The following is a 26,589-nucleotide window of genomic DNA, read 5'->3' on the forward strand; positions in this document are numbered from 1 at the left end:
GATCAAGCTACCGCGAACATGCCCACGGTCGGGAGGAAGCTGCAGGTGATGCGATCTGCGCCTTCCGGCTGGGTGGTCAGCGAACCGCTGATCACCGAGAGGACGCGTCCGGGACCCGTGTCTGCGATAGCCGACAGCGTGGCGGGGCCGTCCGGGTTGATGCGCGCGGCGTTGGTCAGGTTCTGGGTGGCGCTGCGCTGGTTGTCGATGTTGACCCAGGTAACGGTCATCGGCACCGGCTGGTCGTCGACCGCGGGAGCCGTACCGAGAGCGGTGAAGACGAATCCGGCCTGACCGGCAGCGGGGCCGGGAGGAGGCAGGTGTGCCGGGCCGGGAACAGCAAGTGCGGTTCCGACCGAATCGGCGGTTGCCGAGATGCAGCCCTTGCCCAGCGTCGGGTAGAGGAACTGGGCGATGACGGGGGCGTTCTCGTTCGGGATTTCCGGTCCGCCGCCGCCGCTGCCGTCGAGGAAGGTGATGACCTTCTCGAGGGTGGCTTTGATCTCGGGCGGAATGCCGGGGGAGTTCAGGATCGCGCGAGCCTGGTCGAGCAACGCTTGCTGCGGGCCGCCGGCGACGTCAGCCGGACCTGCAGCGGCGCCGATGATGGCGGGCGCAAACGATGCGAGGAACTCGATCGGCACACTTTCGGGTGCGGGCGGTGCTGCCGGATCGGCCATTGCCTGTGCCGGCAATGCCAGTCCTGCTACTGCGGCAATAGCGACGGCGGTGAACGCCTTTCGCATACCTCGGGTTCGAAGCACTGTTTCCCCATCCTTAGTCATACCGCGCGGGCGCCTAGGCGAGCTCCGCGTTTGACGGCTCGAGGGGTCACTCTATGTACAGAGCCCCCGGGTTGTACAGCTGTTCAGTTGCTGAGCAGCTACGCACCGGGGGAGTCTATGGCATGACCGGCCTCGATCGTGATTTACGGCGACCATACCTGTGACTGAAGTGATCTATGTGAAAGTTGATGCAACTGTTACGTCAGATTGCGAGGATTGTTCACGCGAAGATCAGTCGAAACGGACCGAATCGTCGACAAGTACGTCAATTCGACGGGCCAGGTCGAAGTCCAGATCGGTGAGCCCGCCGGCGGAGTGTGTCGAGAGCGTGTACGTGACCTTGCGCCATCGAACGTCGATGTCGGGATGGTGATCTGCGGCCTCGGCGACGGCCGCGATGCGTTGGAGAAGGGCGATCGCGTCAGGGAAGGTCGCGGAGTCGACGGTGCGAGTGATCGAGCCCGGGGACAGCTGCCAGGCGGGCAGTTCGTCGAGTGCGCTTTGGATTGCTGAGTCGGACAACAAAGTGGCCATACTCCATCATGGTGCGATGAGTGATGTGCCTGCAAGGGATCGCGAAGTTGTTGCCGGCGCGATCTTCCGTGGAGGAAGGCTGCTCCTCGCGCAGCGGACGAGCCCGCCGGCGTTGGCCGGCCGCTGGGAACTGCCGGGTGGGAAGGTCGAGGAGTTCGAATCACCACAGAACGCGTTGGTGCGAGAGCTACTCGAGGAACTCGCGGTCGAAGTTCGGTGCGGCGCCAGAATCGGCGTCGATGTGCCTCTGTCGCCGGGGTTGGTCCTGCGGGCGTACCGGGCGGAGTTGGTGTCCGGCGAACCGGTCGCGCTCGACCATGCTCAGTTGGCATGGGTCGACGCCGAAGAACTGTTGTCGATTGATCTGGTCGACAACGATCGGGCCTGGATCCCCGAACTGCTCGAGGAGTTGAGGGCGCTTACGCCGCGCGGGCCTTCTTGAGACCGGCTTTCAGTTCCTTCTTGGATGCGCCCTCGTTCTCGAGCTTCTTCATCCGCATGATGACGACGGGGCACTTGATGCACCGTGTCTTCTTCCGGCAGCACTTCTTTTTCGGCTTGAGCTTCGAGACCTTGCTTGCCTTGATTTTTCCCATGTGACGCTGCGGCTTTCCTGTTTCACTACGGCGGAGAGCCCGCTCTTGGAACGAGGTTAGCGTACCCTTAAACACCCTGTTTCTCCAGGTCGTAATCCTACCCGCTTCAGCGTGGTGCAAATCACTATTGGCTGGTGGGGGCGGTGATAGAGGCCGCACAATGCAGGAGTATCCGCTCGGAGCGAGTAGTATTTACTAGGCCGCGGTGCCTATTCAGGCGATTCGTGCCCTGATTCGGATCACACACTCGTGCAGCGGCCACCAGAAGAGCCGTGCGACTTGACTTTCGCGTGGCCGAATCAACTCAGCCAGGAGAGCCATCGCGTGACCACCACCAGCTTCCGTAACGTTGCCATCGTCGCACACGTCGACCACGGCAAGACCACCCTCGTCGACGCCATGCTTCGTCAGTCCGGCGCGTTCGAGGAGCGCGCCGAGCTGGTCGATCGCGTCATGGACTCCGGCGACCTCGAACGCGAGAAGGGCATCACGATCCTCGCGAAGAACACCTCGGTGCACAAGCGCAACGAGGATGGTTCGGTCACCGTCATCAACGTCATCGACACCCCGGGCCACGCTGACTTCGGTGGCGAGGTCGAGCGCGGTCTGTCCATGGTCGACGGCGTCGTCCTGCTCGTCGATGCGTCCGAGGGCCCGCTTCCGCAGACGCGTTTCGTGCTGCGCAAGGCGCTCGCCGCTTCGCTGCCCGTCATCCTGGTCGTCAACAAGACGGACCGCCCCGACGCGCGCATCGAAGAGGTTGTCTCCGAGGCTCAGGACTTGCTCCTGGACCTCGCGTCCGATCTCTCCGACGAGGCTGCAGAGGCCGCCGAGCTTGCGCTCGGTCTGCCGGTTCTCTACGCCTCCGGTCGCGAGGGCAAGGCTTCGACAGTGCAGCCCGAGAACGGTCAGGCACCCGACGCCGAAGACCTCGCCGCTCTGTTCCAGGTCCTGATGGAGTACGTCCCGGCCCCCAAGGGCACGGTCGACGCGCCGCTTCAGGCTCACGTCACCAACCTCGACGCGTCGGCATTCCTCGGTCGCCTCGCGCTGGTTCGCATCCACAACGGCGAGCTGCGCAAGGGTCAGACCGTGTCCTGGTGCCGAGAGGTCGACGGCGAGCCCGTCATCACCAAGACCAAGATCACCGAACTGCTCACCACCATCGGTGTCGAGCGTGTTCCCGCCGAGGTCGCGCTTGCCGGCGATATCTGCGCTGTTGCGGGCTTCCCGGACATCATGATCGGCGACACGCTCGCCGACCTCGACAATCCGGTTGCGCTGCCTCGCATCACCGTCGATCAGCCGGCCATCTCGGTCACGATCGGTACCAACACCTCACCGCTGGTCGGCCGCGTCAAGGGTCACAAGCTCACCTCACGCATGGTCAAGGCTCGCCTGGACCAGGAGCTGGTCGGTAACGTCTCGCTCAAGGTCCTCGACATCGGGCGTCCCGATGCGTGGGAGGTCCAGGGTCGTGGAGAGCTCGCGCTCGCCATCCTCGTCGAGCAGATGCGTCGCGAAGGCTTCGAGCTGACCGTCGGAAAGCCGCAGGTGGTCACCCAGACCGTCGACGGTAAGATCCACGAGCCTTTCGAAGAGCTGACCATCGACAGCCCCGAGGAGTACCTCGGTGCCATCACTCAGCTTCTGGCCAACCGCAAGGGCAAGATGGTTCAGATGTCGAACCACGGCGCAGGCTGGGTTCGTATGGAGTTCATCGTTCCTTCACGTGGTCTTATCGGCTTCCGTACGGAATTCCTCACGGATACCCGCGGAACCGGCATCGCCAACGCCGTCTTCGACGGGTACGGCCCCTGGGCCGGCGAGATTCGTGCACGCCACACCGGTTCTCTCGTGTCGGACCGTTCCGGCACAGTGACGCCGTTCGCCATGATCCAGCTCGCTGACCGCGGAACCTTCTTCGTCGAGCCCGGCGCAGACACCTACGAGGGTCACGTCGTCGGTATCAACCCCCGTCAGGAAGACCTCGACATCAACGTCACCCGCGAGAAGAAGCTGACCAACATGCGTCAGTCTTCCGCAGACGTGATGGAGACCCTCGCGAAGCCCATCAAGCTCGAGCTCGAAGCGGCCATGGAATTCTGCTCCGGCGACGAGTGCGTCGAGGTCACCCCCGAGGACGTCCGCGTCCGCAAGGTGCATCTCAATGCAACCGAGCGCGCTCGCGAGCGTTCGCGCAGCAAGTCTCGCGACAAGGCTGCTCTGTAGTCTTTCGTCGGTTACAACCTGACAGGCGGATGTGCCTTTCGGCCGAGTTTTCGGCGGAAAGGTACATTCGCCTTCATGGTTTCCGGGCGAAAGTTCTGCCCGGAAATCGAGTGCGAAGGGGCGACGCGGCCCCGTACGGAAGGAATTGTCTGTGGCCTCAGGACGTCGCTACCTGGCGTTGGCAGTGGCAGTGACGGCGTTGTCGCTGACTGCATGTACAGCCGATCCGCCGCCTCCGGTCGAGAGCACCGAAACCGTCAAGCCTACACCGACTCCGGTCGTGCCGGCGACGAAGCAGGTGACTGTGGCAATCGACGAGGTAGGAGGCGGATTCAACCCGCACCTGCTCGCGGATCAGTCGCCGGTCAACTCCGCAGTCGGTAACCTCGTGCTGCCCAGTGCGTTTCGCGCGATCAAATCGCCGACGCAACCTGGTGTGACGGAGTGGGCCATCGACGATTCTTTTCTCGTTTCGGCTGAAGTGACGTCAGAGGCTCCGTTCACGATTCGCTACCAACTGCGCAACGAAGCCCAGTGGTCGGACGGTGCTCCCATTGCGGCAGAAGACTTTCGCTACCTGTGGCAGCAGATGATCTCGGTTCCCGGTGTGGTCAACCCCGCGGGCTATCAGATGATCGACGACGTGAACTCGTCCGGCGGTGGCAAGACGGTCAACGTGGTGATGCGTGCACCGTACCCGGCGTGGCGAGAGTTGTTCACCGATATTCTTCCGTCCCACCTGATCAAGGACACTCCCGGCGGTTTCAGCACTGGATTGAGCGAGGGGATTCCGGTGTCGGGAGCCCACTTTCACGTGCGCTCTGTCGACCGTGGCCGGGACGAAATCGTGCTCGAACGCAACGACCGATTCTGGGGCAAGCCGTCCGACCCGGATCAGATAGTTCTGCGACGCGGAGGAACGGCGTCGCAGTTGGCGGATGCACTGCGCACCGACGACGCTCAAGTGGCGCAAGTTCATTCGGGTAGTGCCACGGATATTCAGCTGTCTGCGATCCCGGGTGTCAGTACTGCATTCTCCTACGTTCCGCGCACTCTCGACATCAATGTGAACGGGCGCAGCAAGAACTTCGCGGACGTCCGGGTCCGTAAAGGTGTTCTGGGACTGCTCGATCCGGACCTGCTCGCCGTAGTGGCGGCCGGGAGCGAATCGGCGTCGGCCCCGGTGAAAGCTCAGATCCTCGCTCCGTCGGATCCGGGATATGCGCCCACCGCGCCGCCGAAGCCGACCAGAGAGCAGGCGCTGGGCGAGCTGACTGCAGCCGGATACCTGACGACGCCGGCCACCGGAATCGTCACGGGCACTGGAACGGTCGGATCGATCGTCCGGGACGGCGCTCAGTTGACCCTGCTGATCGGAGCTCCCGAGAACGACGACATCGCGATCGCCGTGGCAAACACCGCGGCCGACGAATTGCGCGACGTGGGGATCCTCGCGACTGTCGAATCGGTGCCGCCGGAGGAACTCTACGGCGAGGACCTGACTACAGGACGCGTCGACATGATTGTCGGTTGGAGCCGGGCAGGCGCCGACACGGCCACTTCACTGGCCTCGCGGTTCAGTTGCCCGAGCGCACCTCCCGCTCCGGCCACCAGTTCGGCGGTACCTGCACCGACGCCGTCGCAGTCTCCGGAGCCTGTCCGCACGACAAGCGTCGAGGCTCCGAGCAACCTGTCCGGGCTCTGTGATCCTGCGCTGCAAGGTCGGATCGACGAAGCGCTCAGCGGCGTCGGGGATCTCGGATCATTGATCGCTGATGCGGAGCCCAAGCTGTGGGACCTTGCGGCGGTCTTGCCGATCGTGCAGAGCCGAGCGCTGGTAGCGGTCGGGACCGGAGTCGAGGGCGTTGTCCTCGACGGACCGGTGCAGGTGGGGATATTCGGAAACGCTACGGACTGGGTGAGGGTGGCAAAGTGACCGCGTCGGCGAAACGACTGCTGCTGGTGCACGCCCATCCGGACGACGAAACGATCACCACCGGAGGCACCATCGCGCGTTACGCGTCCGAAGGAGCTGAGGTCACGGTCCTCACCTGCACGTTGGGGGAGGAGGGCGAAGTGATCGGTGACGCGTGGGCGGGGCTCGTGGCTGCCGAGGCAGATCAACTCGGCGGCTACCGGATTGCGGAACTGAGCGCAGCTCTGTCGGCCCTGGGAAGTGCCGCTCCTCGATTCCTCGCCGGCGCCGGTCGGTATCGCGATTCCGGAATGATCGGAACACCGTCGGCTGCCAATCCCCGTGCTTTTGTCAATGCTCGACTCGACGAGGCAGTCGGCGCGGTGGTCGCCGTCATTCGTGAGATCAGGCCGCACGTCGTGATCACGTACGACCCCAACGGCGGCTACGGGCACCCGGACCACATCCAGGCGCACGCGATCACCACAGCGGCCGTCGAAGCTGCAGGAACGACGGCGTATCCCGACGCCGGCGATCCGTGGACGACCCCGAAGTTCTACTGGACCGTGACCGAGCGCAGCGGACTCGAGCGTGGCATCGCGGCCATTTCCGAGTTCCCGGTGAACTGGCGCCTGCCCGAGCCCGCGGAATTGCCGAGCGTCGATGACGGCGACGTGACAACGGCAATCGACGTTCGCGGCGTCATCGATGCGAAGGCGCGGGCATTGAGCGCCCATGCCACTCAGGTGACGGTATCCCCGAGCGGAGCCGAATTCGCATTGTCGAACAACGTGGTCCAGCCGATCCTGACGGTCGAGCATTTCGTGTTGGTGGCGGGCACGCTCGGTCCCGTCGGTGAGGACGGTCGCGAGAGCGATCTGTTCGGCGGACTGCACAGCTGACCTGGGCGTCGGCTCACAGGCATTGCGATCGACGCCGTAGTGGTGTGTGATGCGTGTCACCGGATGGGTGGTCCTTTCGGTAACAGCAAAGCCTGGGGGCTGAAGAAATGTACAACTGGGACCTGCAGAACCAGATCGTCGCCTTTGTCGATTCGTTGCGTCCGATGGCTGGTTATTACCACGACTTGTATTACGGGTCGCTCTACGCATTCGCAGATCAGCAGAGTCATCTGCTGACTCTGCTCGGGTTCCCGCCGGTTCCCTGATCGTCTTCGTTCTTTTCGGGCGCGAGCCGGGGTGCTTGTCGGGAGGGGACCCCGCGCTCGCGCGATGGCGACCGATAGACCACTATCAAAACCATGATCACGGTCGAGAAGAACACGGACGCCTCGACAGGAACGTCGCTGTCGTGGCTCGACCCTGTCATCCTCGGCGTCCTGATTTTCGACGGATTCCTGTGCGCGGTGCTGTCCGTTCTGTTCCTGCCGACTCATCTCGGTACGACGGCATTTCCCATCAGCATTCTCGTAGCCGCAGTCGCGAACCTAGTGTTGGTGATCGCGGCCCGCACTGTCACGACTCCGGGCAGAGCCGCATTGCCGCTCGCCGGTTGGATCGTCGGGTTCTTGGTGTGCATGGTGGGCGGCCCCGGCGGCGACGTGCTGGTGCTGTCGTCCCCACTGACGTTCTTGCTTTTGGTCGGTGCTATCGCTCCGGCCGCAGTTTTCCTTTTCAAAGTGGCGATCAACAGGCTTGCCACCCTCAGTTCGCAATAGTTCTCGGCGCGCGCGTAGGAAACTGACCCGTGCATAAGGGACACTCAGCCTGTGGCTGAACATGATCTGGCGGGCGCGACGATCGCCTTGACCGCAGAACGGCGTGCCGAAGAATTTGCGACGCTCCTCGAGCGTCGAGGTGCAGAGATCGTGCGGACACCGGTGATCCATGTCCTGCCGTTAGTGGACGATCGAGACCTGCGCACCCAGACCTCCGCACTGATCGCCGATCCACCGGATCTGGTCGTGATCAGTACCGGAATCGGCTTTCGCGGATGGCTCGACGCCGTCGCCTCCTGGGGTTTGACCGACGAGTTCCTCGGAGCTTTGGCCCGGACACGCATCATCGCCCGTGGCCCGAAGGCGACGGGCGCCATTCGAGGCGCGGGATTGCGTGAGGAGTGGTCCCCCTCGGGTGAGTCGTCCGAGGAAGTTCTGGCGCACCTCGGGAGTGAGGGAGTGGCAGGCTTACGCGTCGCAGTCCAGTTGCACGGCACCATCACCGAATGGGAGCCTTTGACGGATCTGAGCGCTTCCCTTGCCGATACCGGCGCGATAGTCACTCCGGTGTCGGTCTATCGGTGGATCCGGCCGCCGGATCAGTCGCCCGTCCGCGCGCTGGTTGCTGCAGTTCGTTCCGGCGCAATCGACGCGCTGACCTTCACCAGCGCCCCCGCCGTCTCCTCGATGCTCAGCACGGCAAAAGAAATGGGCGAACTGGAGCGGTTCGTCGCAGCCATGCGCGGACCGGTACCGACCTACTGCGTCGGACCGGTGACGGCCGCCCCGCTGGAACTGCTCGGTGTTCCCACCATCCAGCCGGAGCGATCGCGTCTCGGTTCGCTGGCGAGGCTCATCATCGACGACCTGCCCAGACGTCGCCTCCGCCCGGAGTGACGGCCTCGATCAATGCCCACGCGTTCTCGGCGGGGAGATCGATCACCTCGTAGCTTCCGGTGCCGGCGGGCGTCGCGGCGACGACGGTTGCCACGCCTGCGCGACGTTGGAAGAACGTCTCGCGCACCGTCCAGCCGATGACACCTTCGGATTCGAGGCTGTGACGCTGGCGATCGAGCGAGCCGCTTCGGGTGATCAACCACCCCGGCAGAACTGCATGGCCGAGGCCGTTGTATCGGTCGTACGCAAGGGCAGCGCCGCCGATCGCGAGTACAGCGACTCCGAACCACGCATAGATCGGCACGTGGAGGCCCGATGCCGCGCACGCCACGCAGACCAGGAACGCCACTGCCGCCAGAAACAGCGCTCGGGTGTACCGGCGACGCCGCGCGGCCGGGCCGTGATTCATCAGGGGAGCGGACGCTTGGCGTGAGTCACCGATCACGGTGGCCATCACTCGCTCGGCCTCCTTGCGCGGTCCCTGCGGGAGCAGCAGCGAAGATTCCTTCTTCTCGGCACTCACGCCCGTCATGATGGCGTCGAGGCGCGCGCCGCGGGCCAGACGCAGCAGGAGTGGTTCCTTGAGCGTCGTGCCGCGGAGTCGGGCTCGGTCGAGTGTGGTCTGCCGGGTCTTCAACAAGCCGTGACTGACGTGCAGGATGCGGCCGTTGTCGGTGAGTTTCATGTTGCCGAACGCGATCAGATACTGAACGCAGGCGAGTGCGCTCGACAGCACCAGCAACACGACGAGTGCGATGACGACCATCACCGCGATGCCGAGGCTCTCGAGGGAGTCGAAGCTGTCGCTGACTGCCGAGGACTTCGCGACGGCAGTGCCGATGCCGTATTGGAACGAGATGCCGATGATCGCCGCGATGATGGCGATTCCCGTGAATGAAAAGGGGGCATAGCGAACCCAACTCGGCTCCCAGTGGCCGATCTCGGTATCGACTGGTTCGGCGATGTTTTCGACCGGAGTGCCGGGGACCTCAGGGTTGCGTGCCTGTTGCGCGCCGGCCAGCAGCGCGGCACGAAGGTCCGGAACCAGGGCAGTCGCGAGGGCGTTGAGTTCGAACTTGTTCGAATCGTGGCCGCTCCCAGCGCGTTGGCCGGTCCCGATGCGCACGATCGACAGCCCCAGCAGTCGGTGCATGACCCCGGCCTCGACGTCGACGGATCGGATGCGGCTGCGCGGGACCGAGAGCAGCTTTTTCTGGAATACCCCGGTGCGCAGTTGAACGTGAACGGGCCCGATGCGGTACGTGGTGGTGAAATACCGCAACAGGCCGAAGATGACGAGCAGAGTGACGACGCCGAGACCCCACCAGTGGTTTCCGGATTGGCTGCCGAGAACGACGGAGACGAGTAGGACCGGGAGGAGTTTGACGACTTCGTTGACGGGGTGGACCAGAAGCATGCGGCGGTCGAGGCGGAGCCAGGGCTGCTCCTCTTCGGCTGCCTCGGCAGCTGCCGTTTCCGCCTCGACCGGGATCTCGATCGCGGTCGGGTCGCCCAACTGTTTCTCGTTCATGTTGCGTCCCCCACGTTGGTGCCAGCGATCTCAGTCAGTTGAGCCACCGTGCGGTCGGCGATTTCCTGGTCGAGTGCGGAGATCTTGACAGCGCCGGCCGACGACGCCGTCGTGACAGTCACGGTTGCCAGACCCAACATGCGGTCGATCGGTCCGCGCTCGGTGTCCACGGTCTGCACGCGCGAGATCGGTGCGATGCGTCGTTCCTGGGTGAACCAGCCGGTGCGTGTGTACACCGCGGTGTCACTGATTTCCCATCGGTGGACGCGATACCGCCACGCCGGAACCATCAGAATGTAGGTGGCGGCGAAGAGCACGGTGACTGCGAATACCGTGCCGACCACCCAGGACGGGATTCCGGGTATCAAGACGGCACAGACGATTTCGGCGACGATGACGGGTACCCAGAACAGTGAGGCAGTGATTGCCCACAGCCTCGGGGCTTTGGTGCTGGGACGCCATAGTGGGTCGGCCATGGTGAGCGGTTGCGGCGCAGTCATGGGCACTACTTTGGTCGAGTGAGGGGCGATCTGTCGACATCGGCCCTATCGTGGAGTGTGGCGACCGCGAAGGGAGCACGTGATGACCGAACAAGATGCGACATTCGACCCGGAGGCTCCGGAATCAGATGCGCTCGAACAATCGACACCCGTAGATCCAAACGCCCCCGAAGAACCCGATCTGACCGATATTCCGCTCGACGCACCAGTGGCTGACGTGGTGGATCAACGCGTCGAGGTCTCGGTCGACGACGACTATCGGCCGTCGTGACCGAGGCGGTATCGCGGCAGTAAGGCCTCCTACTTCTGGCACCGGGTGGCACTAGTCGTCTCACATGGCGCATGATCGCTAGGTGAACCGAACTGGTGATGACTCCGGCAAACCCACCATGCTTCCGATGCCAGGTATTTCCGCGTCCGCCTCGTCCAGTCCGTCGCCCGGCCCGTCAGCGTCGGCGATGCGGCGAGTTCTCCGTCGCGCACGCGACGGAGCGACGCTCAATGTTGACGAGGCGGCAACGCTGCTGCAGGCACGGGGAACCGATCTGACCGATCTGTGTTCCTCGGCGGCCAAGGTTCGCGATGCCGGTCTGCTGGCAGCGGGTCGGCCGAACACCGTGACGTATTCGCGGAAAGTTTTCATTCCGCTGACTCGTCTGTGCCAGGACAAGTGCCACTACTGCACCTTCGTCACCGTGCCGGGGAAGCTGCGTGCCGAAGGGCACGGCATGTTCCTGGAGCCGGACGAGGTTCTGGACATTGCCCGGGCAGGAGCCGAATTGGGCTGCAAGGAAGCCTTGTTCACGCTGGGGGATCGCCCCGAGGCTCGCTGGCCGGAAGCAAAGCAATGGCTGGACGAACGCGGCTACGATTCCACCCTCGACTACGTGCGAGCGATGTCGATTCGGGTGCTCGAGGAGACCGGACTGCTCCCACACCTGAATCCCGGTGTGATGACCTGGCAGGAACTCTCGCGGCTCAAGCCCGTCGCGCCGTCGATGGGCATGATGCTCGAGACGACGGCAACTCGGCTGTTCACCGACAAGGGTGAATGCCATTACGGAAGCCCGGACAAGGACCCGGCGGTTCGGTTGCGCACTCTGACCGACGCGGGCCGACTGAACATTCCGTTCACCACCGGCATTCTCGTGGGCATCGGGGAGAACTTCCTCGAGCGTGCCGAGTCGATCATGGCGATACGCAAGTCGCAGAAGGCGTTCGGCCACATCCAGGAAGTGATCATTCAGAACTTCCTGGCCAAGCCTGATACCGCAATGCGCAATACCCCTGATGCAGGACTCGACGAATTTCTCGCGGCCATCGCCGTCGCGCGCCTACTTCTCGGGCCCACGATGCGGATTCAGAGTCCGCCGAACCTCGTCTCGAACAGCGAGTGCCTCGCTCTGCTCGGCGCAGGCGTAGACGACTGGGGCGGGGTATCACCGCTGACCCCCGATCACGTCAACCCCGAGCGTCCGTGGCCCAATCTCGAGACCTTGGCCGAGATCAGCGCCGAGGGCGGCTTCACCCTGACCGAACGCACTGCGGCTCAGCCGGCATATGTTCTGGCCGGGGCTCCGTGGATCGATCCGCGCATTGCGGGTCACGTTCAGGCGCTTGCGGACCCCAAAACAGGCCTCGCCCTGCCCGACACGAAGCCGGTGGGTCGGCCGTGGCAGGAGCCGGACGAGTCCTGGGAGTCGAGCGGACGTGTCGACCTCAACAGCGAGATCGACACGGACGGGCGCAACACCGAGACCCGCAGTGACCTGGGCAGTGCGTTCGGCGACTGGGAGACCGTGCGCGAACAGGTGCTCGAGCTGAGCGCTCCGATTCGCGTCGACACCGATCTGTTGGCTGCGCTGCGTAGTGCCGAACGCGACCCCGCCGGATGTTCGGACGACGAATACCTGGCGCTGGCCACCGCGGAGGGGCCCGGCTTGGAAGCCGTTGTGGCACTGGCGGATGCGCTACGCAAGGATGCCGTAGGTGAGGACGTCACCTACGTCGTGAACCGGAACATCAACTTCACCAACATCTGCTACACGGGCTGCCGGTTCTGTGCGTTCGCGCAGCGCAAGGGCGACGCCGATGCCTTCACACTGTCGGCAGACCAGGTCGCCGACCGTGCGTGGGAAGCGCACGTCGCCGGCGCGACCGAGGTGTGCATGCAGGGCGGTATCGATCCGGAACTTCCCGTCACCGGTTACGCCGACCTGGTCCGGGCCGTCAAGAAGCGCGTGCCGTCGATGCACGTCCACGCGTTCTCGCCGATGGAGATCGTGAACGGCGCATCGCGCAGCGGTGAAAGCATCAGGGATTGGCTGACGGCCCTTCGTGAGGCGGGCCTCGACACCATTCCCGGTACGGCAGCCGAGATCCTCGACGACGAGGTGCGCTGGATTCTCACCAAGGGGAAACTGCCGACAGCGGAGTGGATCGAAGTGGTCACCACGGCCCACGAGGTAGGACTGCGGTCGAGTTCGACGATGATGTACGGACACGTCGATCAGCCGCACCACTGGGTCGGGCACCTGAACGTTCTTCGCGGAATCCAGGACCGCACAGGCGGATTCACGGAGTTCGTGCTTCTGCCGTTCGTCCACCAGAGCGCGCCGCTGTATCTGGCAGGCGCTTCTCGACCAGGGCCGACCAATCGGGACAACCGCGCTGCGCACGCGCTGGCGCGCATCATGCTGCACGGCCGCATTCCGAACATCCAGACCAGCTGGGTCAAACTGGGCATCACCGGAACACAGATGATGCTCAACGGCGGAGCCAACGATCTCGGCGGAACGCTGATGGAAGAGACGATCTCGCGGATGGCCGGCTCCGAACACGGGTCCGAGAAAACCGTCGCAGAACTGCGCGCCATCGCCGAGGGAATCGGACGTCCGGCACGCGAACGAACCACCACACATGCACGACGCGAAGGAGCGATTGCCTGATGGCTGATGTATTGGGGGACCGCAAGGTCGTCGAGGTTCTCGATCGAGCGGTGTGGGGGATCAACCCGGTTCTCGACCTCGCCTACAGCGATCCGCTCGGTATCAAGCGTCGGACGTTCGAGCCGACCGATCCCGAGCGAAACGCTGCCGCGCTGGTGTTGGACGCAGCCGCTTGGGTCCTCGATGTCGTCAAGTTCCCCGGGACGGCGGCGTGGTCGGTGATGACGGACGAGCAGCGCTCGAAGTGGTGGACTACCAGGTTGGGTGCACTCAACACCGTTGCCGTCGCGTTCCCTGGCATCTTCGGCGTCCTGCTCAATCGGTTGCCGATCCAGGACTTGCTGGCTTTCGCGAATCAGGCCGTTGTTCTCGTTGCGGTTGCCCGTGAACACGGAGTGACCGAACGGGATCAGCAGGTGGACCTCCTGGCGTCGGTGCTGTGCCGGCGAGAGACCAAGTCCCGAGATCTGCTCGCCGGTGAGGATTTCGCCGAAAAGTCCGTCAGCGCCGCCGACGAGACCTGGCGCCCCTTCGCATTGATCGGGACCTTGTGGCGCACGTCGAAGACTTTCCGTGCCATCACGGACGAGCTGCACAAGCGGCCGTCGCGGACAAAACCGTACGAGATTCTCGGCAAGATTCCCGTGGTCGGCGTCGTGGCGGATTACCTCGGTGAGCGGGGCGCTCTGGTACGCGCGGCGGCCCTGGGGGAGAAGTGGATCGCGATTCGGTCGAGGAACATCACCGCAGTAGGCTGAAATGTGTTACCCCCGCCTGCTCAGAGTCGGTAGGCAGGGGGATAATAGGCTGTTCCCGCGGTACGTGAGAGTCGTATCGGATTTTCGGCCCCGAGCAACTGCGTGTTGCGGCGGCGATGCACGACAGGAAGGCAGGGAGATCGGCAGTGACCTACACGATTGCTGAACCGTGTGTAGATGTGATGGACAAGGCGTGCATCGAAGAATGCCCTGTCGACTGCATCTACGAGGGTGGACGCATGCTTTACATCCACCCCGACGAGTGTGTCGACTGCGGCGCGTGTGAACCTGTCTGCCCCGTCGAAGCCATCTTCTACGAAGACGACGTCCCGGACCAGTGGAACGCGTACATCAGCACCAACGTCGATTTCTTCGACGATCTCGGTTCGCCTGGTGGAGCCGCCAAGCTCGGCAAGGTCGACTACGACACGCCGTTCATCAAGGCGCTGCCTCCCATGGGTGAGGAATAGAGATCTTGTCTCGTACTCCGGTGGCCGCTGGGCTTCCTGATTTTCCGTGGGATTCGCTCGCCGACGTCACGGCGAAGGCGCACTCTCATCCCGACGGCATCGTGAACCTGTCCGTGGGTACGCCGGTGGATCCGGTGGATCCGGTGATTCAGGAGGCTCTCGCCTCTGTTGCCGAGGTGCCCGGATATCCGACGACTCATGGCACGCTCGCGCTTCGCGAGGCCGTGGCGGAGTCACTGGATCGCCGCTACAACATTCCCGACGTCGATCCGGCAGCGGTGCTGCCGGCCATCGGTACCAAGGAAATGATTGCGTGGCTGCCGAAACTACTCGGTCTCGGAGCCGACGATCTAGTGGTCATTCCGGAGTTGGCGTACCCGACCTACGAGGTCGCGGCGAAGTTGGCAGGCGCACGCGTCCTGCGCGCCGACGGCTTGAACAAGCTCGGTCCCGAGTCGGCGGCGATGATCTTCGTGAACTCGCCGTCCAACCCCACCGGCAAGGTGCTCGGCCTCGAGCACTTGCAGAAGGTCGTGGCCTGGGCGCGCGAGCGCGGCGCCATCGTCGTCTCCGACGAGTGCTACCTCGGATTGACCTGGGAAGCGGATGCACTCTCCATTCTCGATCCCCGCGTCAACGACGGCGATCTGACCGGTTTGCTTGCGGTCCACTCACTTTCGAAGACGTCCAACCTTGCCAGCTATCGGGCCGGGTTCGTCACCGGTGACCCGGCTCTGGTGTCGGAACTGCTCGAGGTGCGCAAGCACGCGGGAATGATCTTGCCGCTGCCGATCCAGGCCGCGATGACCGCAGCCTTGGGCGACGACCAACACGAGAACATCCAGCGCGAGCGGTACCGCGAGCGTCGCAGCGTCTTGATCGAAGCTGTTCGCGGCGCCGGATTCACCGTCGACAATTCCGAGGCCGGCCTGTACCTCTGGGCAACCCGCGGCGAGGAATGCCGAGCGACGGTCAGTTGGTTCGCCGATCGCGGGATTCTCGTTGCTCCCGGTGAGTTCTACGGACCGAGCGGAAGCAAGCACGTTCGGATCGCGCTCACCGCAACAGACGAACGAATCGCCGCAGCAGCAAAGCGCCTCTCCGCCTGAACTGTGTGCGTTCGCAGGTGTCAGGTTCCCTGATGTCGGTATCAGTCCGATGTAAGGTCGCGCTGTGACCACCTCAGGGACCGGCGGCTTGGACGCGGTACTGATCGTCGCCGTCGTTGTTGCCTCGGTTGCGCTGATGCTCACCTGGCTGAAGGATCGTCGAATATTCGGAGACTTCCCTCTTTCGGCCGCTGTTCTTTGGCTGGTGGTGGCAGTTCCGTCGATCCTGCAGGCGCTGATGCCGGGACTGCTGGACATGTTTCGTCGTGATCCCGCTTTGATTCGCGACGGTCAATGGTGGCGCATTCTGACTTCGGTGCTCGTTCAGGACGGAGGGGTCGCAGGAACCGTCACCAATCTCGTGACGCTGGCGGTGGTGGCGCCGCCGGCGTTTCGGCTCTGGGGCGCCGCACGCGGCTGGGCTCTCTTCCTGCTCGGTCAACTGCTGTTCGGGTTGCTCACCACCGCAGTGTTCCCGTCGACCGGCGCAGGCAACTCCGGCGCCACACTTGCTCTGGCAGCGGCGGCCGCGGGGATTGGCGTTCTGGTGCGCCCGCGAATGCCCGAGATTGTTCTGACTGCCGTGATTGTGGTCGGCGGCGCAACCCTGGTGACGGTCGACGACGCGCACGGATTCGCCGTTCTTTCCGGGGCTCTCTTGGGGGCGGCGCTGGTGACGCTGTTCCCGCCGCACTCGATGGATGCGCGTCGGGCAGGAGAAAGTTTGCGACCATCGGCGCTGTGAGATGCTGTCGTGGTGCTGCTGAGATCCCTGAACCCCCTTGCTGTTGCCCGCGGTGACGACCTCGACGACGCCGTGACGATCGGTGACACGGTTCTCTCGCGGAGTGCCATTCTCGGTGCCGCGACCTCGGTCGCGGAGCGTGTGGCGCAGGCCGATCGGGTTGCCGTATTGGCAACTCCCACAGCAAAAACGATCCTCGCCGTCGTCGGGGCATTGATTGCCGGCGTCACTGTTGTGCCGGTCCCGCCGGACTCGGGGAAGGCTGAGCGAGAGCACATTCTGCGTGACTCCGGTGCTCAGGCGTGGCTCGGCGAAACGGACGAACACTGCGAAGGCTTGCCCGTAGTCCCCGTCCGATTGCACGCTCGCTCGTGGCACAGCTATCCCGAACCGGCACCACAGTCCACAGCGTTCGTCCTGTACACGTCCGGAACTACCGGCCCACCGAAGGGTGTTCTGCTCAGTCGCTCGGCCATCGCAGCCGGGATCGACGCGCTCGGCGAGGCCTGGGACTGGACGTGGCGAGACACGCTGGTGCACGGGCTTCCGCTCTTCCACGTGCACGGACTGATTCTCGGAATCCTCGGTCCACTCCGGATCGGCAGCCGGGTGATCCACACCGTCAAGCCGACGCCGGAAAATTACGCACGGGCCAAAGGCTCCCTCTACTTCGGTGTCCCCACTGTCTGGTCGCGTATCGCCGAAGACGAAGAAGCGGCCAGGGCGTTGTCCGGTGCCCGACTTCTGGTTTCCGGTAGCGCTCCTCTTCCTGTGCCGGTCTTCGAAAAGCTGCGTGAGCGAACAGGATTGACGCCAATCGAGCGTTACGGCATGAGTGAGACGATGCTGACCCTGAGCACGCGTTTCGACGGCGAACGACGCCCGGGGTGGGTCGGCGTGCCGCTGCGCGGTGTCGAGACTCGTCTTCGTGACGAGAAGGGCAACGACGTGCCACACGACGGCGAGAGCATCGGCGGCCTACAGGTACGCGGGCCGATGCTTTTCGACGGCTACTTGAACCGTCCAGACGCAACCGCCGAGTCCTGGACGGAGGACGGCTACTTCAAGACCGGTGATGTCGCCGTCATCGACGAGGGTGGGTTCCACCGAATCGTCGGCCGCGAATCCATCGACTTGATCAAGACCGGCGGATTCAGAGTCGGCGCCGGCGAGATCGAGACCGCCATCCTCGGGCACCCCTCGGTCTCCGAAGTTGCGGTGATCGGTGTCCCCGACGCCGACCTGGGGCAGCGGATCATCGCCGTCGTAGTCCGAAAGCCCGGGAGTGCTGAGGTCACCGAAGCTGAATTGGTCGAGTTGGTCGGGGCAGAGTTGTCGGTGCACAAGCGTCCCCGTGAGGTTCGCTTTGCCGAGACACTGCCGCGTAACGCGATGGGCAAGGTCCAGAAGCGCGAACTGTTCTGAGCCGATCTGTTTGCTGAAAAGTCGCTGCAACGCTTGAATGTTCGTGAATTCAGCCGACCTGTCCCGGAATGTGGGCTCGCCGGTTCTTGGATGATTCAGTGCTAGTTGGAATTTCTGTGTTCTTGGCTACACTACCGCCCGGTAGGGATAGCTCCAGTCGCACGCATGCCGTCGGTATGCCCCAGTGCGAGTGGCCTCGGAAGGGCAGATTTCATGGCGGGCGGACGGCATTCGAGTCCTGACAGCGGGCGGTCGATCGGGTTCTACGCAGTGGGTGGGTTGGTTGCCGTCGCGGTAGTCGCCACCGGGGTGGTGGTCTTCAAGGCAACACAGTCCGATTCCTGCGAGAGCGTCGACGAGTACTCGCTGGCAGCAGATCCTGCGATCGCGCCTGCGGTCACGGAGATCCTCGCAGAATCGTCGCCGGAGCAGACGGGCTGCTCGCGGATCACGGTCACCTCTGCGCTGCCCGGCGACGTTGCGGGAACTTTGGGTAAGGGCGTCGACGCTCCGGACATGTGGATACCGGATTCGACAGCGTGGGTCGGCAAAGCTGCATTGACGGCCAAGGGGCCGGTCGCTGCCGCCGGTGGTTCGATCGCCACCTCGCCTGTTGTTCTTGCCTCCGGCGGTGGCGAACAGTTTGCCAGTTGGCTCACCGCGCTACAGGTCCCCGATCTCGCGCTGGGCAATCCGTTGTTCACCGGGGTTGCATCGGCGCCCATTCTCGGAGCTCTCGCGGAGACCGGCGCCACCTCCGAATCGGTTCGAGCGGCCCTCGTACCCCATGCCCAAGCCGAGAGTGTTCGTACCGAAGAGCAGCCGGTAGGACAGAAGATGCTCACCGAATTGGTCAGCTCCGGGAAGGTCGGTGTTTCGACCGAGCAGCAGGTAGTGGAGTTCACGAATGCCGAGTCGAAGATTTCCGCGACAGTGCCGGCGACGGGAACCATGATCATGGATTACCCCCTCGTGGTGAGTGCTTCGGCACCGGATCGGCACTACGCCGCAGCCAAGAAGAGTGACGCCATCGCCGACTTGTTGCACAGTGAATCTGCACAGGAAGTTCTGACACGCAACGGTTTCCGTACTTCCGGCGGTGGAGCCGTCGAAGGTGGCGTCGGTGACGTCACGGCACTGACCGTGTCCGAACAGTCGGTGGCAGATCAAACACTGGGTGCTTGGGCGTTGATGGCCAAGCCGATCCGAACGCTCGTCGCGATCGACGTGTCGGCCTCGATGGACTATCCGGCGGCCGGCGGCAAGACCCGCATGCAGCTGACAACTGGTGCGGCTCTTGCCGGCAATCAGGTCTTCCCGGACAGCGTCGCTGCCGGTCTGTGGGCGTTCTCCCAAGGTATGAACGGAACCCAGGACTTTCAGGAATTGGTGCCGATCAGGCGCTACGACACCATTGTCGACGGCGTGACTCAACGAAAGTTGATGGCGGATCAGGCGAACCGGCTCACCGAACTCAAGCGTGGCGCCACAGGTTTGTACGACACGACTTTGGCCGCCTTCCGTAAGGTTCAGGAATCGTACGATCCGAGAGCGGTCAACAGCGTCATCATCTTGACCGACGGTGCCAACGAAGACCCTGACAGCATCAGCCGTGAGCAGCTGCTCGATGTACTTGCACGCGAGCAGGATCCGGCTCGACCGGTCATCATCGTTACCATCGGCATCACCGACGACGCTGATGCTGCGGCGCTCGCCGATATCTCCCGCGTGACGGGCGGTTCGACGTACATCGCTCGCGATCCCTCGGAAATTTCCGAGGTGTTCGTGAATGCACTGGCTCACCGAGGAACTTAGGCCGCATCGGGACCGGCCCACGGTATCGGAAGTGGCGGAGCCGCAGACGAATATCGGTGCCCGGTAGGTGTCGTCGTGGTGAAGGTGTGCCGGTCGCCTGGTGCAGGTTCGGCAGACCAGTCCAAGCCCTGCTTGGCGTAATTGCATGCCGCGCACAATCCTGCGCCGTTGGCTGCACTGGTAGGTCCACCCTTGTTGTGATCGCGAATGTGGTCGCGGTGGCGAACCGGCGCGTCGCACCACGGAGTGCGGCAGCTTCGATCACGGAGTTCGATCAATCGCGCCAACCCCTTCGGGAAGGTTCTCGCCGTTGATTCCATCGCGGTCATCGCGCCGGTGTCGGGGCATGCGTAGATCTTTCGGACCATTGCCATCGTTTCGGAGTCTTCGCTGGACTTGGCGATCCACTCGCGTGCAATGTCGGCTGGTATAGGTCCGTACCCGTGGACGTGTGCAGGGTCGGTGCTGTCGCCCAGCAGTGACTGATCCGAGACAACCAGATTCACGGTAACGGGTGTCGGTGTGGCGCGGCCGATTCCGGTGACACGCTCGACCAGGAGGTCAGCCATGATCTGAGCTCGCGTGCGCTCATCCCCGCCGGCACGAACGGAATCTGCATCGCGCCCGAGCGTGGCATGTACGGCGATACCTTCGGCAACGGGAAGAAGCACCTTGAGCCAGCACATCGTGTCGGGCGCAGGCCGCGCCGTCACTCGTCTGTTTCCCACGGCTTTGCGTGCTCGTCTGGCGACACTGTCGGCGTCAATTTCGGCAGTGCGTGCGCGGATTCTTTCTGTCAGTTGATGGTTGCCGCATCCGTCCAAGATTGCAGCGTCGCAGCAGAACTCGCGATCCAATGTAGCGCGATCCTGGGCGGTGAGACATGAAGTCTCGCGCATGAGTATCGTCGCCTGATGCTCACTGATGGAGCCGTCGACGAGTAGTCGAAGTGTGTGCGGCATCTCGTCGTTCAGTGCGCGGGCCAGGTTCAGATGCTGAGTTCCGAACCACGCAGACTCCCTCCGTGCGAGTGCAATCTGCGCGTTGATGCCGCGGCCCTGGTATGAGCGCCGAACTCCCCGTTCGCCGCGGTCCTTGCGGGTCAAGGTATCGAGGTCGGCAGCCAGTAACGCTTGGGCCCCAGCGCAACTGGCCTTCAATTCTTCCAATGCGCGTAGAAGATCCACGCGCGCTGCGTTGTCGATGGAACGATCCATGCTGACGAGTGAAGCTCGGAATTGTCCGATCGCCTCTTCGGATATCGCCTGTTCAGATGCTTGCGTCGTCACTTTTACCCCCCCGGTAGTGTCGAACATACATTCGACAATAACGTCGACAACGAACTTGCGCAACGGTTTTCTCTGTGAACTGCGGAAAGTTCCGACAGTTCGGTTTTCGTGGTTGACTGGTCCACATGATCGAGCTGAGGGGATTGACCAAGGTTTACGGACCGACGAAAGCGGTGGACGATTTGTCGTTCACGGTCAAGCCGGGCATCGTGACGGGCTTTCTGGGCCCGAACGGTGCGGGTAAGTCGACGACGATGCGGATGATCCTGGGTTTGGATCAGCCGACGTCGGGTGCGGCGTTGATCGACGGGAAGCCGTACCGGGAGCTCACAACGCCGTTGCGGACGGTGGGCGCGTTGTTGGATGCGAAGTGGGTGCATCCCAATCGCAGTGCGCGGGCGCATCTGCAGTGGATGGCCGCTTCGAACGGGATCCCGAAGTCCCGCGTCGACGAGGTGCTCGGGTTGGTCGGGTTGTCCGAGGTGGCGGGCAAGAAGGCCGGCGGGTTCTCGTTGGGTATGTCGCAGCGTCTGGGGTTGGCGGGTGCGTTGTTGGGTGATCCGAAGGTGTTGTTGTTCGACGAGCCGGTCAACGGTCTCGATCCGGAGGGCATTGTCTGGATTCGTAAGTTCATGCAGCGGTTGGCGGCGGAGGGCCGCACGGTGCTGGTGTCGAGTCACCTCCTGTCGGAGATGGCGTTGACGGCGGAGCAGTTGGTGGTGATCGGTCGGGGTCGGTTGATTTCGGATTCGACGGTGGCGGAGTTCGTGGATCGTTCGTCGGAGTCGACGGTGCGGGTGCGCAGCCCACAATTGGACGCTCTCCATGCCGCATTGACTGCCCACGGACTGACTGTCCGCGTGGAGCATTCAGGATCGGAGCCGGTGTTGGTGGTGGTGGATTCGACCACCGATGTGATCGGTGGTCTGGCTGGTTCGCAGGGAATCGTGTTGCACGAGTTGGCGTCTCAGCAGGGGTCGCTCGAGGATGCGTTCATGAAGTTGACCGGAGACGATGTCCAGTACCACGCATCCGGTATCGATCCGGGCGCTGGAGCCCACCAAGCAAATGCACACCAGGCAAACACACACCAGGCAAACACACAGCAGGCTATGGGAGGTGCACTGTAATGGCTGTTCTCAGTGCTGAACGTATCAAGATCACCACGACCAAGTCGCCGCTGTGGTGCTCGGTCATCATCATCGTGCTCGGGTTGGGGCTCGCTACCGTTTTCGGACTCAGCGCCAAGTCGTCGCTCCGCAATTCGAACGGCACAATGATGCCGACCGTCTCGGGGGCGCTCAGTGGAGTGACCGGCTTCGGTGTGTTGGTTCTGATGATCATGGCGGCGCTCGCGATCACCAGCGAGTACCGCTTCGGGACCATCCGAACCACCTTCCAGGCAGTTCCGAACCGTGCTTCGGTGCTGATCGCCAAGGCCGGCCTCATCGGCGGTTTCGGAGCGGTATTGACGCTCGTATTGTCGTTCGGCGCCTTCGCTCTGACGAAGGCCACAGCAGGTGACGCCGGAACATTCCTTACTCTGTCCGGCGACGAGAACTGGCGGGTCGTCTACGGAACACCGATCTACGCGTTCTTCTGCGTGGTTCTGGCAGTCGGAGTGGGGGCGTTGCTCCGGCAGTCTGCGGGTGCGATCGCGCTACTGCTGTTGTGGCCCCTGCTCATCGAGAATCTGTTCAACCTGTTCGGCAGCATCGGCGAGAAGATCATGCCGTTCCTGCCGTTCATGAACGCCAATAACTTTCTCGGTTCCGGCGGTAGCGTCGACTTCCACTGGGGACCTTGGGGCAGCCTGATCTACTTCGCCCTCTTCGTGCTCGTCGTCTTCGGCCTCAGCATCGTCGTCGTGAACAGACGAGATGCGTAGGCACGCAGATCAGGCGGGCTGATTCTGCTTACGCCAGCGGGCGTTCAGGAAGCCCAATGCCGCGATCACGAGGAACAGCACGGTGGTCGAGATCAACTGTGCACGGGCATCGGCGTCGAAGAGCATGAGGACGACGAACACGCCGAGCATCGCGAGTGTCGCGTAGCTCAAATACGGGAACAGCCACATTCGAACTGTCAGCTTGCCCGACGCTTCGAGTTGTTTACGCAGTCGCAGATGCGAGACGACGATGAAGATCCAGATGACCAGCAGCGCGGCGCCGACTGCGTTGAGCAGGATGCCGAGCAGGTCGTCGGGGAGCAGCCAGTTGAGCAGGACGCTGACGAAGCCGAAGAACACCGACAGCAGAACGGCATTCGTCGGAACTCCGGTGCTCGACAGTTTCGCCATGAAAGCGGGCCCGTCACCGCGACGCGACAGTGAGAACGCCATACGAGAGGTGCCGTAGATGTTGGCGTTGAACGCGGAAAGCAAAGCCACCACTACGACGAGTTCCATGAACCCGGCAACACCCGGAATGTTCGCCTTGTTCAAGACGGCCACAAACGGGCCGCTCTCGAGTTCGGGGTCGTTCCAGGGCAGCAGCAGAACCATGATCGAGATGGCGCCGATGTAGAAGACGCTGATGCGCCACACGACGCTGCGGACAGCGACGGCGATGGAGCGTTCCGGATTCTCGGATTCGGCTGCAGCGATGGTGACGATCTCGATCCCGCCGAAGGCGAAGGCCACGACGAGAAGGCCTGCGGCAATGCCGGACAACCCGTTGGGCATGAAGCCGCCCTGCCCGAACAGATTGCTCGTACCGACCGGGTCGGTATCGGGCAGGAGGCCGAACACCAGCAGGACACCGATGATCAGGAAGCCGATGATGACGGTGACTTTGATTGCCGCGAACCAGAACTCGAACTCGCCGAAGTTGCTGACCTTGGCCAGGTTCACGACGGCGAAGAACACCACGAAGACGAGGGCGACAACCCATTGCGGGATCGACGGCACCCAGTCGTTCACGATCGCAGAAGCCCCGGTGATCTCGGCCCCCAGCACCATGATGAGCATGAACCAGTAGAGCCAGCCCATCACGAAGCCGGCCCACTCGCCGATCCCCAGGCGCGCGTAGTGCGAGAAGGAACCGCTGGCCGGAATCGCCGCGCCCATCTCACCGAGCATGCGCATCACGAACACCACGACGGCGCCCGCAAGGATGTAGGAGATCAGGACGGCCGGGCCGGCCTTGGCGATACCGACGCCGGTTCCGAGGAACAGGCCGGCGCCGATGGCCGAGCCCAGGCCCATCATCGTCAGATGGCGGACCTTGAGACCGTGGCCGAGAGCAGTGGTTGTTCCGTCGGAGACGTCGGTGCTACTCATCAGTCGTTGGCGTGCAAAGCAGCGTTCAGTTCGACGCCGGTGCCCTTCCACGGCACGACCTCGACGGCACCCGAGACCGAGTTACGACGGAAGAGAAGGTTTGACTTGCCGCTGAGTTCCTTGGCCTTGACGACGGTGCCGTCCGGGCCGGTGACCTTGGTGCCCGCGGTGACGTAGAGGCCCGCTTCGAGGACGCAGTCGTCGCCGAGTGAGATGCCGAGGCCGGCGTTGGCGCCGAGGAGGCAGCGCTTGCCGAGGGAGATGGTTTCCTTGCCGCCGCCGGAGAGGGTGCCCATGATCGAGGCGCCGCCGCCCACATCGGATCCGTCGTCGACGACGACGCCCGCAGAGATGCGGCCTTCGACCATCGAGTTGCCGAGGGTGCCGGCGTTGAAGTTGACGAAGCCCTCGTGCATGACGGTCGTTCCGCTGGCGAGGTGTGCGCCGAGTCGGACACGGTCCGCGTCACCGATGCGAACTCCGGACGGCACGACGTAGTCGACCATGCGGGGGAACTTGTCGACGCTGAACACGGTGACGACTCCGCGGATGCGCAGACGCGAGCGAACCTGCTCGAAGCCCTCGACGGCGCACGGACCGAAGTTGGTCCACACGACGTTGCTGAGCAGGCCGAACTGGCCGTCGAGATTGACGCCGTGGGGGGCGACGAGACGGTGCGAGAGGAGGTGGAGGCGCAGGTAGACGTCATGGGCGTCGACCGGTGCCTTGGAGAGATCGGCGATGGTGGTGCGCACGACGATCTGCGAGACCTCGCGAGCGTCGTCAGTGCCTGCCAGCAGGGCAAGATCGGAGGGAATGTCTGTTCCCTCGACGTTCTCGGTACCGGTCTTGTCGAATGTTCCCAGCTCCGGTGCCGGGAACCAGGTGTCGAGGACGGTTCCGTCCGCGGTCACGTTGGCGATACCTACTGCTGTTGCTCCCTGTGCGCTCACGGGACTAGAGATTACTGGGTGGTGGGTGCACCGGCCTAGGCTGGTGCGTGTGAGCATCCTCGATCTTGCTTCGGACCCCATCGACTTGACGGCCGCCCTGGTCGACATCCCCAGCGTCTCACACGACGAATCCGTCATTGCGCAGGCCGTCGAGGATGCGCTGCGTGAGCAGACTTCGGGCTTCGAGATCATCCGCAACGGCAACGCCGTGTTGGCGCGTACGTCGCGCGGTTTGCCCAGTCGCGTCATGCTCGCCGGACATCTGGATACGGTGCCGATCGCCGACAATGTTCCTTCGCGACGCGAAGGCGACATTCTGCACGGATGCGGGACCGTCGACATGAAGTCGGGGGACGCGGTGTTTCTTCACCTGGCTGCGACCATCGAGAACTTGGCCCACGATCTGACTCTCGTCTTCTACGACTGCGAAGAGATCGCCGCGACGTACAACGGCCTGGGAAGAATCGAACGCGAGATCCCGGAATGGCTCACGGCCGACGTCGCGATTCTCGGTGAGCCGACGGCCGGTTTCATCGAGGCCGGGTGCCAGGGCACGATGCGGGTTCGGTTGACGGCTTCGGGAACTCGCGCACATTCGGCCAGGTCCTGGCTGGGGGACAACGCCATTCACAAGTTCGGCGGTGCGTTGGAGCGGTTGTCGAGTTACCAGCCGCGCTCGGTCGACATCGACGGTTGCGGCTACCGCGAAGGTTTGTCGGCGGTGCGGATTTCCGGCGGTGTCGCCGGAAACGTCGTCCCGGACGAAGCCGAGATGGACGTCAATTTCCGATTCGCGCCCGATCGCAGCGAGGCACAAGCCGAGGCACACGTACGCGAAGTGTTCGACGGTCTGGGCCTCGGATTCGAGGTCACGGACTCCTCACCCGGCGCGCTGCCTGGCTTGGCGAACCCGTCCGCTGCCGCCCTGATCGAGGCGGCCGGTGGTCAGTTCCGTGCGAAGTACGGGTGGACCGACGTGTCCAGGTTCTCGGCGCTCGGCATTCCTGCCGTGAACTACGGACCGGGTGATCCGAATCTCGCGCACAAGCGCGACGAGCACGTTCCGGTGCAGCAGATCACCGACGTCGCGGCCGTGCTGAGGAAGTATCTGTCGGCCTGACCGTTAGCC

At 63.4% G+C, this 26,589-nt stretch carries 26 protein-coding genes; 18 read left to right on the forward strand and 8 right to left on the reverse strand.

Going from position 1 to position 26,589, the window contains the following annotated elements:
• Window positions 1–2 precede the first annotated feature (2 nt).
• Window positions 3–746 carry an Rv1157c family protein gene (locus ACWF6P_RS28010; RefSeq protein ID WP_095972224.1) on the reverse strand — a complete coding sequence of 248 codons (744 nt, stop codon included), beginning with the start codon at window positions 744–746 and terminating at the stop codon, window positions 3–5.
• A 270-nt stretch (window positions 747–1,016) separates the two neighbouring features.
• Window positions 1,017–1,319: a 4a-hydroxytetrahydrobiopterin dehydratase gene (locus tag ACWF6P_RS28015; protein ID WP_283301546.1), complete on the reverse strand. Its 303-nt coding sequence runs from the start codon at window positions 1,317–1,319 to the stop codon at window positions 1,017–1,019.
• A 16-nt stretch (window positions 1,320–1,335) separates the two neighbouring features.
• Here ACWF6P_RS28015 and ACWF6P_RS28020 point away from each other — a divergent pair, with 16 nt between their 5' ends.
• Complete coding sequence (locus ACWF6P_RS28020) at window positions 1,336–1,761, forward strand: (deoxy)nucleoside triphosphate pyrophosphohydrolase (protein ID WP_452623227.1); 426 nt, start codon at window positions 1,336–1,338, stop codon at window positions 1,759–1,761.
• Here ACWF6P_RS28020 and ACWF6P_RS28025 read toward each other — a convergent pair.
• Window positions 1,739–1,915 carry a hypothetical protein gene (locus ACWF6P_RS28025; RefSeq protein ID WP_019744526.1) on the reverse strand — a complete coding sequence of 59 codons (177 nt, stop codon included), beginning with the start codon at window positions 1,913–1,915 and terminating at the stop codon, window positions 1,739–1,741. The genes ACWF6P_RS28020 and ACWF6P_RS28025 overlap by 23 nt on opposite strands.
• A 324-nt stretch (window positions 1,916–2,239) precedes the next feature.
• Here ACWF6P_RS28025 and typA point away from each other — a divergent pair, with 324 nt between their 5' ends.
• The 6 genes from typA (at window position 2,240) to ACWF6P_RS28055 (ending at window position 8,637) form a co-directional block, all read left to right on the forward strand.
• Window positions 2,240–4,147: a translational GTPase TypA gene (typA, locus tag ACWF6P_RS28030; RefSeq protein ID WP_378449029.1), complete on the forward strand. Its 1,908-nt coding sequence runs from the start codon at window positions 2,240–2,242 to the stop codon at window positions 4,145–4,147.
• A 151-nt stretch (window positions 4,148–4,298) separates the two neighbouring features.
• Complete coding sequence (locus ACWF6P_RS28035; protein ID WP_452623228.1) at window positions 4,299–6,083, forward strand: ABC transporter family substrate-binding protein; 1,785 nt, start codon at window positions 4,299–4,301, stop codon at window positions 6,081–6,083.
• Window positions 6,080–6,964: an N-acetyl-1-D-myo-inositol-2-amino-2-deoxy-alpha-D-glucopyranoside deacetylase gene (gene mshB / locus ACWF6P_RS28040; protein ID WP_452623229.1), complete on the forward strand. Its 885-nt coding sequence runs from the start codon at window positions 6,080–6,082 to the stop codon at window positions 6,962–6,964. Before ACWF6P_RS28035 ends, mshB begins: the two co-directional genes overlap by 4 nt.
• 107 nt (window positions 6,965–7,071) lie before the next feature.
• Window positions 7,072–7,230: a hypothetical protein gene (locus tag ACWF6P_RS28045; protein ID WP_003945210.1), complete on the forward strand. Its 159-nt coding sequence runs from the start codon at window positions 7,072–7,074 to the stop codon at window positions 7,228–7,230.
• A gap of 93 nt (window positions 7,231–7,323) precedes the next feature.
• Entirely contained in the window at window positions 7,324–7,740 is a 417-nt protein-coding gene (locus ACWF6P_RS28050; protein WP_378632539.1) for a hypothetical protein, read from the forward strand.
• 51 nt (window positions 7,741–7,791) lie between these two features.
• Window positions 7,792–8,637, forward strand: a complete 846-nt coding sequence (locus ACWF6P_RS28055) for a uroporphyrinogen-III synthase (protein ID WP_378539217.1) — start codon at window positions 7,792–7,794, stop codon at window positions 8,635–8,637.
• Here the strand turns inward: ACWF6P_RS28055 and ACWF6P_RS28060 are convergent.
• Both ACWF6P_RS28060 and ACWF6P_RS28065 read right to left on the reverse strand, forming a co-directional pair.
• A complete protein-coding gene (locus tag ACWF6P_RS28060) occupies window positions 8,597–10,168 on the reverse strand; it encodes a PH domain-containing protein (RefSeq protein WP_452623230.1) in 1,572 nt (523 codons plus the stop codon). The two genes, ACWF6P_RS28055 and ACWF6P_RS28060, sit on opposite strands and share 41 nt — an antisense overlap.
• Window positions 10,165–10,668 (reverse strand): PH domain-containing protein, encoded by a 504-nt coding sequence (locus tag ACWF6P_RS28065; protein WP_214885416.1) that lies wholly within the window; start codon window positions 10,666–10,668, stop codon window positions 10,165–10,167. Before ACWF6P_RS28065 ends, ACWF6P_RS28060 begins: the two co-directional genes overlap by 4 nt.
• An 82-nt stretch (window positions 10,669–10,750) precedes the next feature.
• On the opposite strand from ACWF6P_RS28065, the gene ACWF6P_RS28070 reads away from it, so the two are divergent.
• From ACWF6P_RS28070 to ACWF6P_RS28105, 8 genes are all read left to right on the forward strand, one after another.
• Window positions 10,751–10,939 carry a hypothetical protein gene (locus tag ACWF6P_RS28070; protein WP_283301526.1) on the forward strand — a complete coding sequence of 63 codons (189 nt, stop codon included), beginning with the start codon at window positions 10,751–10,753 and terminating at the stop codon, window positions 10,937–10,939.
• Window positions 10,940–11,057: 118 nt separating this feature from the next.
• Window positions 11,058–13,616, forward strand: coding sequence for a bifunctional FO biosynthesis protein CofGH (locus ACWF6P_RS28075; RefSeq protein ID WP_452623249.1), 2,559 nt, complete (start codon window positions 11,058–11,060; stop codon window positions 13,614–13,616).
• On the forward strand, window positions 13,616–14,374 hold the full coding sequence (locus ACWF6P_RS28080; RefSeq protein ID WP_452623231.1) for a hypothetical protein: 759 nt from the start codon (window positions 13,616–13,618) through the stop codon (window positions 14,372–14,374). Before ACWF6P_RS28075 ends, ACWF6P_RS28080 begins: the two co-directional genes overlap by 1 nt.
• 146 nt (window positions 14,375–14,520) lie before the next feature.
• Window positions 14,521–14,844 (forward strand): ferredoxin, encoded by a 324-nt coding sequence (fdxA, locus tag ACWF6P_RS28085; RefSeq protein WP_003945248.1) that lies wholly within the window; start codon window positions 14,521–14,523, stop codon window positions 14,842–14,844.
• A gap of 5 nt (window positions 14,845–14,849) precedes the next feature.
• Entirely contained in the window at window positions 14,850–15,953 is a 1,104-nt protein-coding gene (dapC, locus tag ACWF6P_RS28090) for a succinyldiaminopimelate transaminase (protein WP_003945226.1), read from the forward strand.
• A gap of 64 nt (window positions 15,954–16,017) precedes the next feature.
• Window positions 16,018–16,698, forward strand: a complete 681-nt coding sequence (locus tag ACWF6P_RS28095) for a rhomboid family intramembrane serine protease (RefSeq protein WP_378539213.1) — start codon at window positions 16,018–16,020, stop codon at window positions 16,696–16,698.
• Between the two features lie 12 nt (window positions 16,699–16,710).
• Window positions 16,711–18,123 (forward strand): acyl-CoA synthetase, encoded by a 1,413-nt coding sequence (locus ACWF6P_RS28100; protein WP_452623232.1) that lies wholly within the window; start codon window positions 16,711–16,713, stop codon window positions 18,121–18,123.
• Window positions 18,124–18,336: 213 nt separating this feature from the next.
• Complete coding sequence (locus ACWF6P_RS28105) at window positions 18,337–19,938, forward strand: substrate-binding domain-containing protein (RefSeq protein ID WP_452623233.1); 1,602 nt, start codon at window positions 18,337–18,339, stop codon at window positions 19,936–19,938.
• On the opposite strand, the gene ACWF6P_RS28110 is transcribed toward ACWF6P_RS28105, so the two are convergent.
• Window positions 19,935–21,227: a DUF222 domain-containing protein gene (locus ACWF6P_RS28110; RefSeq protein WP_452623234.1), complete on the reverse strand. Its 1,293-nt coding sequence runs from the start codon at window positions 21,225–21,227 to the stop codon at window positions 19,935–19,937. The genes ACWF6P_RS28105 and ACWF6P_RS28110 overlap by 4 nt on opposite strands.
• Before the next feature lie 125 nt (window positions 21,228–21,352).
• On the opposite strand from ACWF6P_RS28110, the gene ACWF6P_RS28115 reads away from it, so the two are divergent.
• Window positions 21,353–22,357 (forward strand): ABC transporter ATP-binding protein, encoded by a 1,005-nt coding sequence (locus tag ACWF6P_RS28115; protein WP_452623235.1) that lies wholly within the window; start codon window positions 21,353–21,355, stop codon window positions 22,355–22,357.
• Window positions 22,357–23,115, forward strand: a complete 759-nt coding sequence (locus tag ACWF6P_RS28120; RefSeq protein ID WP_452623236.1) for an ABC transporter permease — start codon at window positions 22,357–22,359, stop codon at window positions 23,113–23,115. Before ACWF6P_RS28115 ends, ACWF6P_RS28120 begins: the two co-directional genes overlap by 1 nt.
• A 9-nt stretch (window positions 23,116–23,124) precedes the next feature.
• On the opposite strand, the gene ACWF6P_RS28125 is transcribed toward ACWF6P_RS28120, so the two are convergent.
• Window positions 23,125–24,507, reverse strand: a complete 1,383-nt coding sequence (locus tag ACWF6P_RS28125) for an amino acid permease (protein ID WP_230817386.1) — start codon at window positions 24,505–24,507, stop codon at window positions 23,125–23,127.
• A complete protein-coding gene (dapD, locus tag ACWF6P_RS28130; protein ID WP_452623237.1) occupies window positions 24,507–25,460 on the reverse strand; it encodes a 2,3,4,5-tetrahydropyridine-2,6-dicarboxylate N-succinyltransferase in 954 nt (317 codons plus the stop codon). Before dapD ends, ACWF6P_RS28125 begins: the two co-directional genes overlap by 1 nt.
• Before the next feature lie 49 nt (window positions 25,461–25,509).
• On the opposite strand from dapD, the gene dapE reads away from it, so the two are divergent.
• Window positions 25,510–26,580 carry a succinyl-diaminopimelate desuccinylase gene (dapE, locus tag ACWF6P_RS28135; RefSeq protein WP_378449042.1) on the forward strand — a complete coding sequence of 357 codons (1,071 nt, stop codon included), beginning with the start codon at window positions 25,510–25,512 and terminating at the stop codon, window positions 26,578–26,580.
• Window positions 26,581–26,589 lie beyond the last annotated feature (9 nt).

The sequence above is a fragment of the Rhodococcus sp. NPDC055024 genome, assembly GCF_053608585.1.

What these genes read in the sequence shown, in the direction of transcription:
- ACWF6P_RS28010 (WP_095972224.1), bottom strand. Translation starts at nt 746, where the DNA reads ATGCGAAAGGCGTTCACCGCCGTCGCTATTGCCGCAGTAGCAGGACTG.
- ACWF6P_RS28015 (WP_283301546.1), bottom strand. Translation starts at nt 1,319, where the DNA reads ATGGCCACTTTGTTGTCCGACTCAGCAATCCAAAGCGCACTCGACGAA.
- ACWF6P_RS28020 (WP_452623227.1), top strand. Translation starts at nt 1,336, where the DNA reads ATGAGTGATGTGCCTGCAAGGGATCGCGAAGTTGTTGCCGGCGCGATC.
- ACWF6P_RS28025 (WP_019744526.1), bottom strand. Translation starts at nt 1,915, where the DNA reads ATGGGAAAAATCAAGGCAAGCAAGGTCTCGAAGCTCAAGCCGAAAAAG.
- ACWF6P_RS28045 (WP_003945210.1), top strand. Translation starts at nt 7,072, where the DNA reads ATGTACAACTGGGACCTGCAGAACCAGATCGTCGCCTTTGTCGATTCG.
- ACWF6P_RS28050 (WP_378632539.1), top strand. Translation starts at nt 7,324, where the DNA reads ATGATCACGGTCGAGAAGAACACGGACGCCTCGACAGGAACGTCGCTG.
- ACWF6P_RS28060 (WP_452623230.1), bottom strand. Translation starts at nt 10,168, where the DNA reads ATGAACGAGAAACAGTTGGGCGACCCGACCGCGATCGAGATCCCGGTC.
- ACWF6P_RS28065 (WP_214885416.1), bottom strand. Translation starts at nt 10,668, where the DNA reads ATGACTGCGCCGCAACCGCTCACCATGGCCGACCCACTATGGCGTCCC.
- ACWF6P_RS28070 (WP_283301526.1), top strand. Translation starts at nt 10,751, where the DNA reads ATGACCGAACAAGATGCGACATTCGACCCGGAGGCTCCGGAATCAGAT.
- ACWF6P_RS28075 (WP_452623249.1), top strand. Translation starts at nt 11,058, where the DNA reads ATGCTTCCGATGCCAGGTATTTCCGCGTCCGCCTCGTCCAGTCCGTCG.
- ACWF6P_RS28080 (WP_452623231.1), top strand. Translation starts at nt 13,616, where the DNA reads ATGGCTGATGTATTGGGGGACCGCAAGGTCGTCGAGGTTCTCGATCGA.
- ACWF6P_RS28105 (WP_452623233.1), top strand. Translation starts at nt 18,337, where the DNA reads ATGGCGGGCGGACGGCATTCGAGTCCTGACAGCGGGCGGTCGATCGGG.
- ACWF6P_RS28115 (WP_452623235.1), top strand. Translation starts at nt 21,353, where the DNA reads ATGATCGAGCTGAGGGGATTGACCAAGGTTTACGGACCGACGAAAGCG.
- ACWF6P_RS28120 (WP_452623236.1), top strand. Translation starts at nt 22,357, where the DNA reads ATGGCTGTTCTCAGTGCTGAACGTATCAAGATCACCACGACCAAGTCG.
- ACWF6P_RS28125 (WP_230817386.1), bottom strand. Translation starts at nt 24,507, where the DNA reads ATGAGTAGCACCGACGTCTCCGACGGAACAACCACTGCTCTCGGCCAC.